Raw genomic sequence first — 20922 nt, forward strand, 5'->3', positions numbered from 1 at the left:
ATATGTTAGCAATTACCTACAAAATTACATTTTTGAGCGATTGGCACATTGGTTCCGGGCTTGCGGGTGGGCCAGAGGCTGATGCCATTGTTTTGAAAGATAAAGATAATCTGCCCTATATACCCGGCAAAACAATCAAAGGGCTTTTGCGTGAAGCTCTAGAAGATATAAAGCAGGAAAATGACCAGGATATCACTATTGATCAATTTTTTGGCGGAAAAGACGCTGACATCCGCTCCTCAGTTAACTTTTCGAATGCAGAGCTAGGCAATGAAGAAAAAAGAGAAATCGCCACCAATGAACTCAGTGAATTCTTGTATCGGAACATAGCCTCTACTGCCATTGATAAAAACGGAGTAGCTAAGCAAGGTGCCTTGCGGGTTATGGAAGTATGTATTCCGCTCGAACTTAAAGGTACTATCTCAAATATCAGTAACCAGGCAATGAAAGATAAGTTCCTGCAATGTTTAAAATGGGTAAGGCATTTGGGAGTAAACAGAAACAGAGGTCTTGGCCGATGTAAATTCACTGAGATTTAAAAACCGGAAAGAAATGATTGATATATTATATACATGCACGCTCTTGACAGACATTGTCTTAAACTCGAAACTGGCTACCGAAGGTAATATTGAGACTCTGGATTTTATTCCGGGAAGTAACTTCTTAGGCATTATTGCTAACGATATTTATCAGAACCATAATTCCGACGAAGCCTATGATATGCTGCATTCAAACAAGATTTTATTTGGCGATGCCCATATTTCTAATAACCCAAAATTAAAAAGCTACGCCATGCCTTTGGTGTTGTTTAAAGATAAACTAGACAAAAGCAAAACATGGGTTCAGTATGCTATTGACAAAGATACTTACGAGCAATTCAGAAAGGATGGTGTTCAATTGAAGCAAGAAAGAAAAGGTTTTTTTTCTGAGACAGGAGTATTTTTTAAAGAAGCTGGAAAAAACTTTGCTTTAAAATCGGCACAGGATCGAACAACCCGGAGTTCTTTAAACGGACAGATGTTTGGTGTCAGTTCTTTAGAAAAAGGGCAGATTTTTACCTTTACTATTAAATATGAATCGGAAGATTTACAGAAAAAGATTGAAGCGTTTCTAATTGGCGAAAAACAAATTGGCAAATCGAAAACAGCGCAGTTCGGGCAAATCAGAATTGAATTTAGTGGTATGGCATCCAGTGTCAACCAGATTCAGAATAAAGGCTACCATATAGTATATGCGGAAAGTAATCTCTGCTTTTTCAATGATTATGGTCACCCCACTTTTCAACCCAAGGCCAATGATTTAGGCATAGTTGGAGGTGAAATCTGCTGGGCGAAATCTCAAGTAAGAACCTACAGTTATTCACCCTGGAATTTCAAAAGAAATACTCCCAATGCACAAAGGCATTGTATTGAGAAAGGTTCTGTTTTCTATGTGGAGGGTGGGGCAATCAATAATCCTGACAGTATTGTCGGCGAATATGCCAATGAAGGGCTTGGGAGAGTGTTGTATAATCCTGCTTTTTTAAAAGCTAATTCAGATGCTATATGGGATTTTAGCCTAGAGCTGGCTAAGGAAGAAGATAATAATAAGACTTCTGCTTCTATTAACTCCACTCTGGGAAAATTTCTGAACAAGAGAAAAGAAGAAAAAGATGAGTTTAAAACCATAGCTAAAGTCGTCCATGAAGCTGTTTATGGCAATAATAGTCATGATAGCCTGAAATCATCAGTCAGCCCAAGCCAATGGGGTGCAATTCGTGCAGAGGCTTTTAAAGGTGGATCATTAAGTAACTTAAGCAACAGGCTTTTCACAGATGATGAGGCAATTCTGAAATCGGGGGTTTCTGCAAAGAAATATTGGGACAAAAACCGGAACAGAGAGAAATTTGAAACAATAGTGAAAGAAAATAACCGCCTCGGAACTGTTTTCGTTGCGAGATATGCCGAAGAAATGGCTAAGGAAACCTCAAAACGTAAAAATGATGAAGATGGAGAATAATCATAGATATATTGCGCGAATCGTTATGGAAGCCAAAACAAGCCTTTTTGTAGGCTCAGGCGAGTCATCCTTACTGAAAGACGCCATTGTTCAGAAAGACCATCTGGGCTTACCGATTATACAGGGCACATCTTTAGCCGGGGTGTTGAGTCATTCATTTTTTGACCAGTATAAAGATTTTGAGGAGTTTGATGAAGCAAAAGAAAAACTCATTAAACTATGGGGGTATCAGTTGCATGGTAAGGAGAAGAAAGCTTATGAAGCTTATTTTAAGAAGAATAATACCGATATAAAAGAAGATAAAATACCGAGTGGCTATGGCTCAAGGATTAAAATAAGCTCTGCCTATATGCTTTATGAAAAAGATAAAGTAGCCGAAGGTTTAGATAAAAGTCCTATTGAATCGGTTCTTTCAAAATTTGAAAACTTGCCTGCAAGGCAGCACGTCAGAATTACGGATAAGGGTGTGGCAGAGTCCCAAGGGTTATATAACCATGAAGTAGTCTACGCAGGAACCCGTTTTATTTTTGAAATAGAACTAATTGGCAACGAAAGCGATAAAAATACCTGGACAGAGATTCTTACCCGCCTGCATCAACCCACGTTCAGACTGGGGCAGGGTTCTAGAAAAGGCTTTGGTAGTTTGCAAATAAAAAGGATAAAACATAGAATTTATAATCTAACAATCGAAAAAGACTTCGATGATTACCGAAACTTCGATCCATCATTTAATACGCAGAACGAAGGCCTGATAGAATTCAAAGCAACACAGTCGGATAATAATTTATCGGGCTATACTCTTGAATTGAAACCTGACAGTTTTTTTATTTTCAGTGAAGGCTCCGGTGATGCAGAAGTAAATAATCGCCCGGTTATGGAAGACATTGTAGTTTATGATGAAAACGGCAGGATTGAACTCAAAAATAGAACCCTGATTCCTGCTTCCTCGATCAAAGGAGCGATAAGCCATCGGGTAGCATTTCATTATAATAAACTTCTTAAAAGATGGGCAGGAAGCGGTGAAGAGAAAACTGGAGATGAAAATGAAGCGGTAAACGCTTTGTTTGGCATTAAAAAGAACGATAAAAAAGGCCAGAGAGGGGCTGTGATTATAGATGACGTCTATTTCGGTGAAGAGGTAAGCAATGACAAAATATTCAATCATGTAGCCATTGACCGTTTTACTGGTGGAGCATTGGAAGGGGCTTTATTTTCAGAAAAAGTATCTGGCTTTACCAATAATATGGAAAGACTAAGAATTGGGATTTATCTGGAAAAGACCGTTTTCGGAAATGCACAAATTATAGAAGCCTTAGAATTGGCACTCAAGGATATTTGCAAAGGACTGTTACCCCTCGGTGGCATGACCACCAAAGGACATGGAGTTTTTACAGGTTCACTAATGAGAGATAAAATACAAATTTTCAACTATGAAGCTTAACGCACTAACCGAAATACCTGATTACGAATACGAAGGGTACGTATGGCTGTCAGACGAAAAAAAACCTGATTTATTTAAAAATAAGCCGTTTGATGCTAACAGATACCAGCAAAACCCATTCATTATTGAGGGCTTGTTGTGGGCTAAGAAAGAACAAGTATCAATTCATATCAGGCACACGGGTAGGTATCTAATCAGCCTTATAGAGATAGGTAAGTTGCCGAAAAATAGTGTTTTTGAAGATGTTTCATACTTATCTCATAAGATTGAAGGCATTAAAAACCTCAAATTCAAACAAGTATGGGAGCCTGAAGCAGACCCCCTTTGCGAAAACATGGAGGTATTGAAAATGAAAGCGTTAATATTTACCGGCTTTGTATCTGAAAACAATAAATAATTATGGTAAAGTCACCTTATAATTTTGTTCCGGCACCTGAAGAAGGAGAAGTATATAAACCTCATTGGGCAGATTTTGTTAGCCACGATGTTCCATTTGAAGATGGGGAAAGCGGAGAGATAACCGTGAAAATCACTGCAGAAACGCCCATTTTTATCAGGAATGGTTACGCAGAAGGGAAAAAGACTAATGAGTTTTGTCATGTCTGTGAGGGTAATGATAAGAAATATTTTATTCCTGCTACTACTTTTAAAGGGTTGATTAGGAATACTTTAGAAATAATTAGTAAGTCTGGAATGAAACAAATTGATGATGATAGGCACTCTATTCGACAGATAATGCGAACTAAAGGTGTGGTTATGGATGAAGGTTATGAACTGACTAATAAAAAAGATGAAATCGATTGCGGATATTTAATAGAGAAAGATGACAAATATTGGATTTACTCATGTGGCAAGCCATATAAAATCCGATATTCAGATCTTGATAAAATTTTTAATGAGGGATTCTCAAAAAATTTCGAGAAAAGAGTAAGTACTAACTTTGATGAACGTACTGGAGTTTTCAAATATGAGAATATTATCCAAGGAAGTGAACTGGAATATGAATTTGAAGAACATCCACTTGATGAAACAGATAAGCAAAAGGCATGGGTAAGCGTTTTTCAGCCATTAAAGTATGTGCGCCCGAAATCCGTTGATAAAGATAGCTTTTGGGGAAGAATTGTTTGCGTGGGGCAAGCTAGTGAATATTCGGCAAAAACCAGTAGGAGAGGAGAGTACGTTTTTAAAGGTAGAAAAGAGGAAGTACTGAACGATAATAGAAGGAAATTAGAGGTGTTGCCAGAGCAGATGGATACTTTTTTGTTTTTGAATAGGGATGGAAAAAAAGATTCTGAAATACTTAAAGATTGGAAGTATTGGAAAACTAAAATTAAAGAAGGTGTTCCTGTTTTTTTTAGAAAAAAAGACAATAGCTTAATAGACTTTGGTCTAACTTTCATGTATAAACAGCCCGTAAGGTTTACGACAAAAGATATTTTAAGTTATAAACCCGGCTTAGATTTGGCTGAGTGTATATTTGGTACTACTCAGAAGAATTACGAACTAAAGGGAAGAGTTTTTATTTCTGATATGAAAGCTAAAGGAGAAGTAGAACCTTTACCTATTCAAGAAAATATACTATCAAGCCCTAAGTCTTCTTATTCCCCGTTTTATTTAAATCAAAATACCAAGCAGCAAACCTTAACAGAATATAATACATATCATGTTGGGAGCCCAAGCCTACGTGGTTATAAGCGGTATCCTGTTAGAAAAAACGAAGAAAAACAAACCATTGATATATCTAAACTAAACTTAATATCTGAAGCAATTCCTTTACCCAAAGGAACGACTTTTGAAGGTAAAATCAGATTCCATAATCTACGAAAAACGGAAATTGGAGCATTAATATCATCACTAACCTTACACGGCTCAGAAAACATATTTTATAGTATTGGAGCTATCAAGCCTTTTGGTTTTGGCCGGATCAGGATTGAGATAGACACAGATTCTGATAAAAATGCATTGATGAAAGAATTTGAAAAGCTGATGAGAATTCATAACGAAGTGTTTTGGAAAGAAAATCTAAAAGAATTGTTAGCTATGAGTAGTATTGCTAATGACGAAAATCAATTAGGTTACATGCCATTAGAAAATTTTCAAAAAGTTAAAGAACAAGGTTTATGTCTAAAGGAATATTCTAAAATAAGTGGCTTTAATAGAAGTATTAATTTCTTGGCAACAACTCAGGATGTTGATGACTTTAAATTGACTGTTCAGAAAGAAAAGGAGGAACTCGAAGAAAGGAAGACTGGTTTTTTAAGGTTAGCTCAAAATCTATTAGACAAAGATGAATTTGAAGCATCAATCTTGAATTATAAAAAGTACACTGAACTAGATAAGAAATTTGATTTGAGCATTACGCTATCTGAGATTGAAAAACTAAAAGAGCTTTTCCGGAAATTCACAGAATTAAATCAATCAGTAGACCTTGGTATTTTACTGAATTCTTTGAAAGAATTCAGCAATACTAAATGGCACCAACTTTTGCAAAGCAAAATACAGAGTATAAAGAATGATTTAAAGCAACAACTTGCATATGCAACTGCAAATGAAAAATTAAATCTAGACGATTCTTCTTTCGAGAAAATAAAGGTAGAACTAAAAAGATTTGAGAAAAAAAATGTCACCTTTTCGGAGGAGCAAAAGAAAACGATTGAAGAAAGTCTAAAGAGGAGTTATTATAATGAAATTAATAATAAGAAATCAGACTGGTTAAAAGGGCAGTTTCCAAAATATCCATGGTCTGATATAATCAAATGGCTTGGCCCAGACCAGGCAAAAGCTTTATACGACGAACTAACCAAACCATGATAAAATATAAAATTACCAAAGCCGAAAAATGGAATTTGTTGGAATTTGCTTTGGAACATAACATAGAACCAGCTGATTTGAAAACCATAACACTGCCGGATTTGAAAGACTTCTACAATAAAGGCGTGGTAATTTCCGGTCGTGGGCCTGTGTGGTTGTATGGAGTGTTGATTCATCATTTTCACCCCACCCGCTTTATTGCCACTTTCGAGCCCCGCCTCAATGCAGGGGTGGTGATTGAAACACACGAAACTGAATTTTATGTTGGAGATTTGGTAAAAGTATAATCATTAAATGATGTCACTATGATTAAGGAATTTCACCATTTCATTATACAAAAATACTTGTCCAAAATATTCTTCTGGATTGTTGTGTTTCTAGGCTGTATAATTATAGCTATTAAAGTTAATAAGAGAAGTGATTGGTGTGTTCTTGCTGGCTGGTGGACAGAAGTCATAGATCCTGTAATTACAATATTCGGGCTTGTGGTACCTGTTTTGTTATGGATTTTTCTGTTGAGAAATGAATGGGAAGATAGCCTGGATAAGAAATTGACGGTTCATTTTAAATTCAAAGATTACTACGTGATGTCTTGTTTTGAAGTGTATCTTTCAAGTGCATCAGATATACGCAACTGGGGGCAGCAAATTGGGCAGCAAATGAACAGTGGATTAATTTCGTTTTATCCTTATCTGAGTCAGAAAGGACCGGAAATAAAAGTAGACCAGCAAAAGAAGAAGTCTTATTTGCTTTACGAACTTACAATTTATTTAAAGTTTGATGAAAGCGGCAAATATATTTCGCTAACAAGTGGTAGGGATGAGCTTAACACTGATCAATACAAAATATGGTTTGACCTTGATAGTGAAATTGCCGGCAATGAAACATTGATTATAAAGCCGCAGAAAGTGTTACCCACCTTAGAGGAAGTTAAGGCAGAGCACTTCCGAAGGAATCTTTAATAACAATATATGTTAAGTCAAATCATCCCTTCTATTCTGGTAAGATTCCTGGAGTATGAGCTCCGGCCTGACCAGATACAGGATTTTAAAACCAAAATTAATAAAATAGTAGATGGACAGATAACCGAGTTTCATAATCATATCGCTCACAGCGAACAGACCAGGCTGCGGTATCCATATATACAGTATCGTTCTATCAAAACACCGATGCAGAATGATTTGGGTGACAGGAAAAACTTTAATCTTGCCGGGTTATTTGGTGTGGCCGATGGGGTTGATTTGATTCTTGACCTGCTCAACCGGATCTATCAGACGGGCAAACCCCGAAATTTGTATCATTTCGAGGTAGAAGAATTTCTTACGTCTGTTATGATGACCGAAGCCCCACAGAAATATAAAATCAATCATTGGCTACCACTTAATACGGTTTTTAGAAAAGAGGAGAACGAAAAAACCGATAATTACGGAAAGTGGAAATCAGCAATGAAAATGACCGACAGAATTCATTTTTTAGAAAGTATTGTAGCGGGGCATATCAAAGATTTTTGCAGTGAAATAGGCTTTAGAATACCCGAAAGACAATTAACCGTAAGCCTGCTGGACTACCGCACACTAGGTAAAGTAAAGTATCCGAACAACGATCATCATGAGGTAAGATACGAGGCCTTTGATGTAATTTATGAGGCCAACATTCAACTGCCAGAGTATCTGGGATTGGGCAAAGGCAAGAGCAAAGGCTTTGGGTGGCAAACCACAACGGAACACCATCAACTGATTGACCCGCAACGATTGAGGGACTATGAGAAACAAAAACAACAAAAAAACTGGCGACGGAGCAGCTGATACCAGATTAACAGTTCTTTGACATACCGGCAATATATTATTAAAGTTAACTGTATTTATCTGATGGCTTTAAATACCGTAGAAATGAAGACCTTTTCAAGATAGGATTACGACAATACTTTGAGAATCTCTTCCCAGTTATCGTTCGTGTAGAAATGAAGACCTTTTCAAGATAGGATTACGACTTTCGCGCTTAAACGGGCGCGTTCCGTTGCGATGTAGAAATGAAGACCTTTTCAAGATAGGATTACGACTTTCCTAAATAGGTAATTAGAAAAGGCATTCCACGGTAGAAATGAAGACCTTTTCAAGATAGGATTGAGACATGCTACTTCCCTCATTATTGAGGTCAGCAACATGAGTACAAATGAAGACCATTTAAGTATAGGATTGCGACACCATAATGAAACCCACGGTACCGTCGTCTTTCCCGTAAAAATGAAGACCTTTTCAAGATAGGATTACGACATTTGCTTAACTTGCTTTGCGCAAGCATTCAGTGTTGTAGAAATGAAGACCTTTTCAAGATAGGATTACGACATCAAAACGGTTTGGGTACCAATATTCATACGTGTAGAAATGAAGACCTTTTCAAGATAGGATTACGACTATATAGGCAACGGTGCCAACGGTGGCGGGGAGATAGTAGAAATGAAGACCTTTTCAAGATAGGATTACGACAATCCAATGACTATGGCTGCTATAGCCACTCCTGTAGAAATGAAGACCTTTTCAAGATAGGATTACGACAAGTATGGAACAAAGCATATGAGACCAATTATGGTAGAAATGAAGACCTTTTCAAGATAGGATTACGACATTATTTGTTTCAATATCAGTATATTCATGTATTGTAGAAATGAAGACCTTTTCAAGATAGGATTACGACTTTGATTTGTTTTTTACTACAGGCCTTACCGATGGTAGAAATGAAGACCTTTTCAAGATAGGATTACGACAGAAATAAATGTTTTCAGACATATTTTCATCCGTGAGTAGAAATGAAGACCTTTTCAAGATAGGATTACGACATTGATATAACTCGTAATTATTAACGATTTGGGAGTAGAAATGAAGACCTTTTCAAGATAGGATTACGACTGTTGAGCATTGCCAGTAGTAAACTGTTCAAGAGTGTAGAAATGAAGACCTTTTCAAGATAGGATTACGACAGTAAATACAGCCGACAATAGTAACTGCAATACTAGTAGAAATGAAGACCTTTTCAAGATAGGATTACGACATGAACATAAATATTATCGCTACAACTAATTCAGTAGAAATGAAGACCTTTTCAAGATAGGATTACGACTGTCCTCCCTGATTGGTTGCAATTATTGACATGATAGGTAGAAATGAAGACCTTTTCAAGATAGGATTACGACTTTTGAAGCTACCTGGTTTTATTGTGCGTAGGTGTAGAAATGAAGACCTTTTCAAGATAGGATTACGACTTTATATACGAAGGGTCTGAAATAGCTCTACGCGGTAGAAATGAAGACCTTTTCAAGATAGGATTACGACAGACGTAGCCTGGGCAAACGATACCCCTAAGAAGTAGAAATGAAGACCTTTTCAAGATAGGATTACGACCTTTTTGTCATCTATGTAAGAGGAATCCACGCGAGACAGTAGAAATGAAGACCTTTTCAAGATAGGATTACGACCTTGTACCAATTCTTTCTGGTTTCTTCCAGACGACTGTAGAAATGAAGACCTTTTCAAGATAGGATTACGACATTAGCTGCATTAGCTTGAGGTTGAGTTGCCATTTGTAGAAATGAAGACCTTTTCAAGATAGGATTTTCGTTCGTCTGGATGTTTCTCTATTAGAATTATGAAGGGCTAACTGATAGTATTTTCAATAATAAAACCAGGATGTATCATGATAATGCTTTGTTTTTCAACCGAACAAAATACTACCAATCTTATTCCGGCTATTCAAATCAACGGAATCGAAGAAATAGTAATTATTGAATCAGCAAAAGCTGAAAGCCTGAAATGGGCTGAAGGCATGATAAGCGTTTTGAAAAAAAGAGGAAAGAAGACGAATAAAATCAGTTTAAAAGCTGGTGATGGAACAGGCGGTGAAGATACGCAAATACACTGGGTCTTACAGAAAATCAATGAGTATATACAAGCTAATACAAAGGCAGATGATACTATATACTGGAACATCGGCGGGGGGCTCAAGCCTTTGATGCTTGCTATGTATCAGTCTTATGTTCAGAGAGGCAATCCTGATGATAAGATATACTATGCTAATCCGTTTAACGCGAAGCCCAGTATAGATTTTGTACAGAATGTTAATGGTACGCTTTGCAGTAGTAGTGAGGATATTAATATTGATCTGAGCGCATACGAAATTATAGAGACTTATGGGTTAAAAATCAGTAGTGCCAGGCTTTTTTACAGCAAAAAGAAGCCGCCTGAAGCTAATGATCAATTTCCGGATTATTTTAGATTTAAAGAGTTCAGGAATTATTTTTTTGAGCTACCTAAAGCAAGAATTATTGATTTGACAGGAGATATTAATTTAGAGGATTTAGCAGATATTTTTAGTGAGCCTCAAAAGAAAGCTTTTTTTATAGATTCTATCAGAAGTAGTGTAAGCAAATACTTTGGTGATAATAATGTAAACAAAAAAGAGATTACAACGGCACATGATGCTATGCTTGCTGGAGCAAAAATAAAGCAACAACATTTTTTTGAAGGCGAAAAACTGAACAAATTTGTTGATAATCTGCGTTCGCTCGTTATAAAAACAAAAAGAGAGTTTCATGATTCTCTCATTGCTCAAACGATTAGGCATCAGAACAAAATTGTTAAGATTGACATTAAAAACACAGAATTGCGTGACCAGTTAAGTACTACAATCATTAATGTTGATGATGCGCTTCTGAAAAGCCTGAGATTTAACAAGCCAGGGAGTTATTTTGAGGGTATTCTTGAACAAAGGGTTAAGCAATTGCTGAGTTCAGGTAATCATAAAATTATAGAAGCATATTCTAATGTGAGCGTTGCCAGCAACGATACTGTAATTGCCGAGTATGATGTCCTTTTGGTTACTAATCATGGTACTGTCATTGCGCTTGAAGCCAAAACATTTGATTTTCCGCAAAAAGACATGGATGCAAGACAATTTAATCTTGAAAAAGCATCGAGCAGAATTGTAGAAATGTATGTTGTGTTTCCGTATGACCCGGAAGACTTTAATGAAGACTATTTTCCTGAAAAACTTGCAGACTTACCTTTTAAATTAAAAGAAAGGAAGGTGAATTTTTTGGTTATTGCCGATAGTGTCCCCGGCAATAGCTTTCGCATTACGCGCATAGCTAATAAGCTATCAAGGGTAGAGGATGATGGAATTATGATAAATAAATTGGAAAGCTTTTTAGATAAATTAAGGAATTAAAGAGTTTTGTGTGGCCATGAAAAGATGATTGAGAATGAAGTGAATGAATACAATTTTATGAATAATAGACAAGAATAAATATTACTAAGGTAACTGTAGAAATACCTTAAGCAGCATCCGCGGATGATAACTGTTAGTTCCGCCACCTTTGTATTGGGAAACTTCATTCCTATATCTAGTACATCAACTACTATCACATCCTGAAATATCAATAACATATAAGAGGATTTTTTTGCCTCAAATACCCATTAAGGAACTTGTACGGGTTTGACAGAACTTGACATGCGTTTGCATACCCGAACTTGAGATGTTTTAGCAATATTTACCGTAGATTGTAATGATCTAAAAATGAAAGCTATAACTTTTAAGTACAGAAAAAATTATGAAAAGCTTAAATCGCCTTTTACTGGTTTTGTTTTTTATTAAACCATTATTTGCTTTTTCTCAAACTACCGCAATTACTGGCATGCTCAGAGATAGTACCGCCAATAGCCCACTGCCTTTTGCTACTATCGGGCTTTTTAAGAACAAAGCCACTCAGCCTGTCAAGGTTACATTTAGTGATGAAGCCGGAAAGTTTTCCATTCCGGCTGATACCGGCGCTTTTGTAATCGTTTGTACGTACATAGGGTATGTCGAAAAAAGAATCCCGGTAACTATCACAAGTAATGAATCAAAGAATTTTCAGACAATCTTTTTAACTCCCTTAGCAAAATCTTTGGGAGCCGTAACAGTAACGGCAAGTAAACCTTTGATTGAACAAACGGATGATAAAATTATTTTTAATGTCGATGCCGACCCTTCAGCAAAAACCGAAACGGCCTTAGACATATTGCGAAAAACCCCGTTTGTTTCAGTTGATGGTAATGATAATGTACTTGTCAATGGACAGTCGAACTTCAAAATTTTACTAAATGGCAGAGAAACAGGCATGTTTTCACAAAATGTTTCGCAAGCATTGAAGAGCTTTCCCGGTGCCAGCATTGTAAAAATTGAAGTGATTACCAACCCATCGGCAAAATATGATGCTGAAGGAATAGGCGGCGTCATCAATATTGTAACCCAAAAGCAAATCATCGGCTATAACGGAAATGCTTCGCTCACCCTCAGTTCGATCCATAATACATTTGGCAATCTTAATTTTAACCTTAAAAAAGATAAGGTGGGGGTATCGCTTAATTATTTCTATAATGCAATAGGTTTGTTGGGCAATCAATACCCTCCATATCTGGTCACTTCAAAAACAGATGCGTTTAATTCTCAGACCTATAGCAGCAGGATTCTCAATGGTATTACCGTCCAAACATTGTTTCAGAATTTTGGGAATGCAGAAATTAGCTATGATTTAGATGCTTATAAGACAATCAGTGTTTATGGATCGGTCGCTGGAGGGTTCAATAATCTGGCAACCTCTACAGATATTCAGACTATTTTTCCTAATACTACAAGCACAAGTTTTCTTACTTTGCAAAATAAGAATGATAACCCCAATTATAATATCGGCTCAGATTTTATCAAAAAATTTAAGGACATTCCCGAAAAAGAATTTTCAATAAAACTGTTTACTGAATATTCGAAGAACAATCGTTTTCTGGATAGCTATCAGGATAACCTTGAAATTGACCGATACATAATCAATAATAATTATGCGCACAATACCCAAACAACCCTGCAGACCGATTATATCCTGCCCATGCAACGGAAGCAAAAAATAGAAACAGGCTTAAAGTTAATTTTGAGAAGTGCAACGTCTGACTACGAAAGTTTAATAAAAACAAGCCCGACAGAGGAATATACAGTATTGCCCGGCAACACAAATAATTTCAATTATCAACAACAGGTTTACAGTGCCTACGGCAGCTATAATTTTGTATTAAAAAAATGGCCGTTTCGTGTCGGTTTAAGGATGGAGCATACCGAAGTAGACGGGAATTTTAACGGTACTGAAACAGCCGTTACACAAAGCTATACTAACTTGATACCTAATATTCAAACCTCTACCCAGATTACCAAAGATTACAAAATTGTTTTAAGTTATGGCCAACGGATACAGCGTCCGTTTATTAATAATCTGAACCCATTTATTAATAATAACGATACCCTGAATATCAGCTATGGCAACCCGGCTCTTAAACCTCAATTGATTCATAATTTTACTCTTCAGAATAATTTTAGCAAAGGGAAAGTATTTGCAGGGTTTACACTGGTGGGTACCTATAGTAACGATAAGATAATTCAGATAAGCAGTTTTAATAAGGAAACGGGTGTAACAACAACCGTAAGCGAAAACCTTGGGAAAGAATCACAGTTAAGTTTGAATGGAAATATCACAGTCAATTTTAGTAAAGCCTGGAACATGTCTGTCAATTCGAATCTGAGCTATACGTACATAAAAAATAGTTCTGATTTAATGCAACGAAACAGTGGATTATCGGGCTTCTTTGGAGTTTCAAATAATATAAAGGTAAATCCGAAGTTTACTATTTCTACTTTCTTCGGAAACTTCAAACCTCCCATCGGTATACAAGGGTATACGTCAAGCCAATGGTTTTATAATATTACACCCATGTATAAACTTTTTAAGGATAAAATCACCATTACCGTTGCCGCAGCCAGATTTTTTACGAAGTATGTAACCGTGAAAACCATACAGAATGATGTCAATTTTCATTCAGAAAATTTAAACTCATTTCAGGCCCGGAATTTCAGGTTGGGCATCATCTGGAATTTCGGTAAGCTAAAGGAAAATGTTTCCAAGAAAAAAGGAATAAATAACGATGACGTGCTTTAAAAGCGGTGGTAGTCGACCGATAAAAAGTAGTACGGATTTCCGCTTTAAGCTATTAAAAAAACTCTGAAGATTAATTGGTCTTCAGAGTTTTGCTTTGTTTGAAAGATTTATACTTTTTTGTTTACTTTTTCATAACAATATACGCAGGATATGATTCACGGTTAGGTAAGTCAAATGCTTCGTCGTATGGTTGTGTTCCCTCATTATTGTTATATAATGCCACCCGCTTTACACCTGTTGCCGTGCTACCGCCAATACCATTGATAACGTTTTGGATTTGTCCCGGCCCGGCAAAACGAGTGATGACCATTTTTTCGAGCGTCACATTCGGGCTATTGGGAACTTCAAAGCCATTTTTCTTATTTACATTCCCATCAGTACCTGTAAGAACCGCGTAAGACCCAAATCCTATACTATGATGGTCTTTTACAGTATTAGCTACCTTGAATGCTGCATAACCATCAACTCTGCTTCCTTGGCTACTCCAGCTCGCCTGATTGGGCGCATCGTATGGCGGTTCGTTTTGCAAGAAATAGGTTCTACCTCGTTCTCCCAGCCATAGCACTTCATATTCCTGATAGTGTTCGGCAAACAGGCCATAAAGCGTAACATCATTGCCGGTAACAATAAGTCCGTTTTTACATCTGTCTCTTATCCAACGGGCTTTCCCACCGGATTGCGAACCATGATCGGCACGCCACAACCAGAAGTGGTCACCCACCACATGATTGCTGTTGAGCTGCATGGAAGTATGTATCTGAATATTTTTTGATTGAACTCCACCTACTCTGCAAGTAATGTCTGTGAGCAGGATAGGATTTGCAGAATGGTCTGCATTGACTCCTTCGTTACCAACTCTGATTTGATAAGTTGTGCTATTGAATGAATCCATCAAAAGTCCGGCAATGATAATTCCATCCTTGTCGTCAGCATAGATACATCCCCAGGTGTTTTTCTCGGTAGGCTCCAGTGTTACCGAAGCTATACCGGCCCCTAAAAGTATTGCATCTTTTCTATTCACCTGAATAGGTGCATTCAAGGCGTAATGCCCCGGTGTGAAAAATACATTTTTGCCGGCTTTCAGTGCCTTATTGATTTCTACATCGGTATCGCCTTCCTTGGCAACATACCAGTCGGTAAGCAAGTCCTGAATTTTGCCTTTACCCATGTCGGATGACGACCAGGAAACTCCAACTCTATCTTTTTGCCATGTAGGAACAAATACTTTGTATTCGCCATCGCTATCTATAAAAAGAAAAGGCTTTTCTCTGATAATAGGTGTAGTGGGAATAGGAGAGTTGGCGTCATTAGCTTGCGGAGCGTCGACACAACCTTGCCAAACCATATTATAGGAACCACCCATAGCCCCCGAGCCTGAAGGGAAAATAGTGTTTCTGGTGTACCATTGTTGTTGTCCACCCCAGTTGGGTCTGGTTGTTGTATAACGCGTGTCGGCAATAAAACCACCGCTACCCCAAAAGTTGTTGCTGCCAACATCTGAAATATATTTCGAAGTACTTTCAATCTGCATTCTTCGCGCACTGGTTGATTGAGAAACCGTCCAGGCAAAATCGCGCATCACTGTCACATTTTCCATAGAACGCCAAAATGTACAAGTGGCATTTGCACCACCCGAAAGGTGAGGTCTTGTAAATACAGAGCCCAATTTAACGTCTGTTGGTACTTTACCCAAACCTCCAATGTGCGAGTAGAATCCTAATTCTATTGAATTAGCCTCTGCCGATGACGCAGAACCCTCTCCACCTGAATCGTAAGTCTGACCATTAATATTTGCTTTGAAATAATATGCCTGACGCTTCGTTGTCCACTCTCCATTTGCTCCGCTCCGGCCAGTAGCACCAAAATGCAAATTGATTTCATTTCGTGCAGTTTCTGTTTTTTCATACTTTCTATCGTAGAAATACATGTTGTCACCGAAAATCTGGTTCTCTAGCGAAAGTATCATTGTGATAGAGTTACGAGTAATTTTATAATAGTTTTCGTATTTATCTGCATTTGGCTTGTTATCCGTGAATTTCAATTTAGAAGTAGTACCCACTGACACAAAATCTGATGCCAGGCGGCTGCCCCCTCTTGTGATTACATAATCTCCTGAAGAGCCAAACGCCGGCCATGATAAGGTTATGCTATGTTTCTTCTTGTTGTAAGCAATCTTGCCCTCTATCTTATTCTCATGTTTTTTTTCATCAGTCGAATCGGATGTTACAAAGCTGCTTAGAACCAATGTAAACGAAAATGCTATAAACGCAGAGATTACTTTTGTACGCATAAGAATATTCTTTTTAATGATTTCTATTGATTGTTGTACTATTAACGTGAGTTCGATATAAACCTTGGGGAAACATTATAAAAATAGTAGAGTTCAGTAATTTAAAGTGTTTACTTTTAAATATTTAACTAACAATCTGCTATGATTTCAGATACAAAGATGAATCGAATTTTCTGTTTTATAGAAGATTTTATAAAGGTAATTTACTTTGAATTTGAAAAAGCTCATCATAGTTACCTTATTGAGAAACAGGCTTTCAAAACTATCTTTATTGGAAGCAATTAAATTAATAGTAGGTTTTATAATATCGAATTGTCGAACCGTATATGATTTACAAATTTTCCTGAAAATTGCGAGCTAAACCAGCGAGGTACAACAGAACACTTAATGGAAAACCAGCTTCCTGAAAATTTTCTACCGTAATCATTTTCTTTCAATGTCTTTGGCATAGTATACAAAATTATGTAGTTAAATCCTTTTTGTGTCCGACTTTTAATTACCCTAATACCATAGCCAAAAATTCAATTTATTATTGAGATAAATATACCATTGGCTTACAGATACTAATAGGAAATTTTATTGTCAAAAAAAGTAATAATTGTATTTTTCAATGAAGTGTGGCCAAAAGATAAGATTATCTTGATTTTGTGCTTTTTAATATTTTAACTTTAGAAGACAAATTTATCTTTAGAAAACAAAGTTCTGATAAACGCTGCAAATGGCTTCTCTAAGAAGAAAACTACCTAATTTAATTGTTTAAATACTAATCTGTAGATTTTTTTTAAACCTATTAATCAATAAATAAATTGATTTTAAGTATTTTGATAAACAATAGTTTATATTATTTTTAATTTTGTTCTTCGAAGCGCGTAAATACCTAATTTTAATAGGATTGGAACGAACAGATTTGGAAAAGCAGTGATAATCATCTATTTAAAACTAATTTTAATTAGCAACAAAACCAATAAATGCTGATGAATAACAATGAATTGAATTTTTGGGAGGAAAAAGAAGATGATTTTAATATACGGGTGTTTTTTATGAAGTACTTCCGTTATTGGTATTGGTTTATTATTTCATTAGTAATTACTATCACTATTGCTTTCTTGTATCTTCGTTATACCACACCAATTTATCAGGTAAGCTCGGTCCTGTTAATCAAAGATGAGAAAAAAGGGGGGATGGCCGGAAACGACATTCTAAAAGACCTGGAGCTATTCTCTGGAAACAAAATTGTGGAAAATGAGGTCGAAGTATTGAAGTCCAGAACTCTGATAGAAAAAGTTGTAGATGAATTGAATCTTACTGTATCTTATTTTCAGGAAGGAGCTATCAGAGATTTTGACGAAATCGCCTATGGCCTTTCACCAATCTGGGTTCAACATGGCAATTTAAATGAAATTGCGTATGAGGAGCCATTGTTTATCAAAATACGAAATAAACAAAAATATGAATTGTTGAACGAGAATGGAGAATCTAAAGGAGTCTTTGACTATAGCCAGAATATTAAAAGTGAGTATGGATTATTTCGTGTTTTTCTCCATGATTCTCTATATCGTAAAGATAATGACCTGATTAAGATAACCTTTGTCCCCAAAGAAGACTTAATTGAAAAGTATCAAGAGAATCTTGAAGTTGAATTGTTAAATCAAAAAAGTTCAGTTTTAAAATTATCTGTAGAAAATGCAGTGCCGTCAAAAGGGAAGGCTTTTTTAGCAAAATTACTTGAGGCATATACTTTCTCTGCTTTAAATGATAAGAATAGAGAGGCAACTAATACCATACAATTTATAGATGAGCGCTTGAAGTTGATTACTAATGAGTTGGGTGACGTTGAGAAAGATGTGGAAGTTTATAAAAGTAGCCAGGGAATTACAGATTTAAGTGCAGAAGCGAATTTGTTTCTTGAAAAAGTGAAAGAAACTGACTCAAAACTGAATGAAGTGGATATTCAGTTAAAAATACTGGATGGAGTAGAATCTTATTTAAGAAGTAGCCAGACAGGTGTAGCTCCGGCAACATTAATGGTTACTGACCCAGTCTTGACTGGCCTGTTAGGAAAACTTAATGAACTGGATATTCAAAGAGAAAAATACGCAAGAACTACGCAGGCAAGTAACCCATTATTGGAAACTGTTAAAACGCAAATATCTAATATAAAGGGAGCTATCAGTGAAAATATAGCTAATCAGAAGCAAGGCTTGTTAGTTACACGCTCAAGTTTGAAAAATCTGAATAATAAATTTGAGTCTTCGATCCGGACTATTCCTAAAAAGGAGCGTGAATTTGTGAATATTAAGCGGCAACAAGGAATAAAAGAAAGCTTATATTTATTGCTTTTGCAAAAGCGTGAAGAAACAGCAATATCTTATGCATCTACTGTAACAGACAGCCGAGTGGTAGACGACCCATACAGCACTCCCAGGCCTGTAAAACCAAAACGAAGCATTATTTATGCATTAGCATTATTAATAGGATTAATAATTCCGGCTGGTGTAATTAATGGTAAAGAATTAATCTATAATAAAATACAGTCCCGTAAAGAGATTGAAGCAATTACTGGCCTTAATATTATCGGAGAAATCAGCAAAAAACCTAAAGATTTGCAGGATAATATACTGAATCTGGCAAATAAAAGTTTTATATCAGAGCAGTTCAGAATTTTACGTACCAATCTTCAATACATAGGCTCAGCAACTGAAGGAAGTAAAACAATTTTATTTACATCCTCAATAAGTGGTGAAGGTAAAAGTTTTGTCAGCCTTAATTTAGCAGCCAGTATTGCTTTATTGGATAGTAAAGTAGTTATTATCGAATTAGACTTGCGTAAGCCTAAAATTTCTAAATATCTGGGCATATCAGCACAAAAAGGTCTCTCTAATTATTTGATTAATCAGGCCAATGAAAAAGATATTATTAACAGCACTAAAATAAGCAATAATCTTTTCGTTATTCCTTGTGGGCCAATTCCACCTAATCCGGCAGAATTATTATCTAATGGAAGAATGAAAGTCTTAATAGAGACACTTAGACAAACCTTTGACTATATCATTCTTGATACTCCTCCGGTAGGTTTAGTGACAGATGCCGCAATTTTAAGTCCACATGCAGATGTTTGTTTCTATTTGGTAAGACACGAATACACACCTAAAAGTTATCTTAACTTATTGGCAGATTTGAAGAAAACTAATAAGTTCAAATCATTGAGTGTAATATTCAATGATGTTGATTATAGGAATAGCAGTTATGGATATGGTTACGGATATGGTTACGGGTATGGCTATGCTTATGACGACGAAAAGAAAAAGAGAAAATGGTTTGGGTTGAGGAATTAATGGAGCAGGTATTGATTTTTCCTGTGAAAGATAAGAATTATTAAGCTAAAGTAGGTTCAATTTAATTTAGACAGACTTTATGATATGCAGCATAATTATTAGAGCTTTTAATGAGGAAAAGCATATTGGTAAGCTAATTCGTGGTATTCAAAGCCAACTAACGAATCATGAAGTAGAAATAATTTTAGTTGACTCCGGTTCTACAGATCAGACGGTAAAAATAGCAAAAGAGATGGAAGCAAAAATCGTCTCTATTTTGCCGGAAGATTTTTCTTTTGGTTTTTCTCTTAATAAAGGATGTGAAGCAGCCAGGGGTGAGGTGCTATTATTTGCAAGTGCCCATGTTTATCCGGTCTACGTTCATTGGATTGATAAAATGTTAGAGCCATTTAAAGATAGTAAAGTAGCTCTGGTGTACGGTCGTCAGATTGGGTATAAAGACAGCAAATATTCTGAGCATCGTTTATTGGCAAAATGGTTTCCAGCCTTTTCTAATTACAATCAACTCCATCCTTTTTGTAATAATGCTAATGCTGCTATCAGAAAGTCACTCTGGCAGGAACAAAAGTATGATGAAACCCTAACGGGTTTAGAAGATCTGGACTGGTCTACTAAAGTTTTAAAAAAAGGCTATAGATTAGTTTATGAGGCAGAAGGTATAATTGTACATGTTCATGAAGAAACGCCGGGAAAAATATTTAACCGGTATTACCGTGAGGCCATAGCATTTAAAAAGATAGTACCCTACGCGAAGTTCGGGGTTTGGGATTTTTTCTATTTGTCTGCATCAAATATTATCAGTGACTATTATTTTGCGTTAAAGGACGGTATTTTTTTAAACAACATTTTTGATATCCCTGTTTTCAGACTGTTGCAGTTTTATGGTACATTGAAAGGCTATAATCATTCAGGTAATCTGGACAATTCTTTGAGAACAAAGTTTTATTACCCGACTAATTTTTTAAAGAAGCAACAAATACCTATTATTAAGGCCCCTCAGATAGAATATTCTGATTAACTAAAAGTTCAAATCATA

13 protein-coding genes and 1 CRISPR repeat array are annotated in these 20922 nt (G+C 36.3%); of the genes, 12 read left to right on the top strand and 1 reads right to left on the bottom strand.

Annotated features, from left to right (window positions below):
* Positions 1 to 2 precede the first annotated feature (2 nt).
* The 10 genes from AC1RRY_RS16975 to AC1RRY_RS17020 all read left to right on the top strand — a co-directional run bounded on the left by AC1RRY_RS16975 (position 3) and on the right by AC1RRY_RS17020 (position 14261).
* On the top strand, positions 3 to 539 hold the full coding sequence (locus tag AC1RRY_RS16975) for an RAMP superfamily CRISPR-associated protein (RefSeq protein ID WP_492822423.1): 537 nt from the start codon (positions 3 to 5) through the stop codon (positions 537 to 539).
* Positions 540 to 552: 13 nt separating this feature from the next.
* The gene (locus AC1RRY_RS16980; protein WP_492822421.1) at positions 553 to 1998 is read left to right on the top strand and encodes a hypothetical protein; all 1446 of its coding nucleotides are present in this window, start codon (positions 553 to 555) and stop codon (positions 1996 to 1998) included.
* A complete protein-coding gene (locus AC1RRY_RS16985) occupies positions 1988 to 3439 on the top strand; it encodes an RAMP superfamily CRISPR-associated protein (RefSeq protein ID WP_492822419.1) in 1452 nt (483 codons plus the stop codon). Before AC1RRY_RS16980 ends, AC1RRY_RS16985 begins: the two co-directional genes overlap by 11 nt.
* Complete coding sequence (locus AC1RRY_RS16990; RefSeq protein WP_492822417.1) at positions 3429 to 3836, top strand: TIGR04423 family type III CRISPR-associated protein; 408 nt, start codon at positions 3429 to 3431, stop codon at positions 3834 to 3836. Before AC1RRY_RS16985 ends, AC1RRY_RS16990 begins: the two co-directional genes overlap by 11 nt.
* A 2-nt stretch (positions 3837 to 3838) precedes the next feature.
* Positions 3839 to 6250: a TIGR03986 family type III CRISPR-associated RAMP protein gene (locus AC1RRY_RS16995; protein ID WP_492822415.1), complete on the top strand. Its 2412-nt coding sequence runs from the start codon at positions 3839 to 3841 to the stop codon at positions 6248 to 6250.
* Positions 6247 to 6537, top strand: a complete 291-nt coding sequence (gene crn3, locus AC1RRY_RS17000; protein WP_492822413.1) for a CRISPR-associated ring nuclease Crn3/Csx3 — start codon at positions 6247 to 6249, stop codon at positions 6535 to 6537. Before AC1RRY_RS16995 ends, crn3 begins: the two co-directional genes overlap by 4 nt.
* Positions 6538 to 6555: 18 nt before the next feature.
* Entirely contained in the window at positions 6556 to 7212 is a 657-nt protein-coding gene (locus AC1RRY_RS17005) for a hypothetical protein (RefSeq protein ID WP_492822411.1), read from the top strand.
* Between the two features lie 9 nt (positions 7213 to 7221).
* The gene (locus tag AC1RRY_RS17010; protein ID WP_492822409.1) at positions 7222 to 8055 is read left to right on the top strand and encodes a CRISPR-associated endonuclease Cas6; all 834 of its coding nucleotides are present in this window, start codon (positions 7222 to 7224) and stop codon (positions 8053 to 8055) included.
* Positions 8056 to 8133: 78 nt separating this feature from the next.
* A CRISPR array of direct repeats spans positions 8134 to 9865; the repeat unit is 36 nt; unit sequence GTAGAAATGAAGACCTTTTCAAGATAGGATTACGAC.
* 216 nt (positions 9866 to 10081) lie between these two features.
* The gene (locus tag AC1RRY_RS17015) at positions 10082 to 11470 is read left to right on the top strand and encodes a hypothetical protein (protein WP_492822407.1); all 1389 of its coding nucleotides are present in this window, start codon (positions 10082 to 10084) and stop codon (positions 11468 to 11470) included.
* A gap of 382 nt (positions 11471 to 11852) precedes the next feature.
* The gene (locus AC1RRY_RS17020; protein ID WP_492822405.1) at positions 11853 to 14261 is read left to right on the top strand and encodes a TonB-dependent receptor; all 2409 of its coding nucleotides are present in this window, start codon (positions 11853 to 11855) and stop codon (positions 14259 to 14261) included.
* Between the two features lie 121 nt (positions 14262 to 14382).
* On the opposite strand, the gene AC1RRY_RS17025 is transcribed toward AC1RRY_RS17020, so the two are convergent.
* The gene (locus AC1RRY_RS17025; RefSeq protein ID WP_492822403.1) at positions 14383 to 16551 is read right to left on the bottom strand and encodes a pectate lyase-like domain-containing protein; all 2169 of its coding nucleotides are present in this window, start codon (positions 16549 to 16551) and stop codon (positions 14383 to 14385) included.
* Positions 16552 to 17525: 974 nt separating this feature from the next.
* On the opposite strand from AC1RRY_RS17025, the gene AC1RRY_RS17030 reads away from it, so the two are divergent.
* Positions 17526 to 19886 (top strand): GumC family protein, encoded by a 2361-nt coding sequence (locus AC1RRY_RS17030; RefSeq protein WP_492822401.1) that lies wholly within the window; start codon positions 17526 to 17528, stop codon positions 19884 to 19886.
* A gap of 79 nt (positions 19887 to 19965) precedes the next feature.
* Complete coding sequence (locus AC1RRY_RS17035; protein WP_492822399.1) at positions 19966 to 20904, top strand: glycosyltransferase family 2 protein; 939 nt, start codon at positions 19966 to 19968, stop codon at positions 20902 to 20904.
* Positions 20905 to 20922 lie beyond the last annotated feature (18 nt).

It is taken from the genome of Emticicia sp. GW821-FHT11C11 (assembly GCF_058808615.1).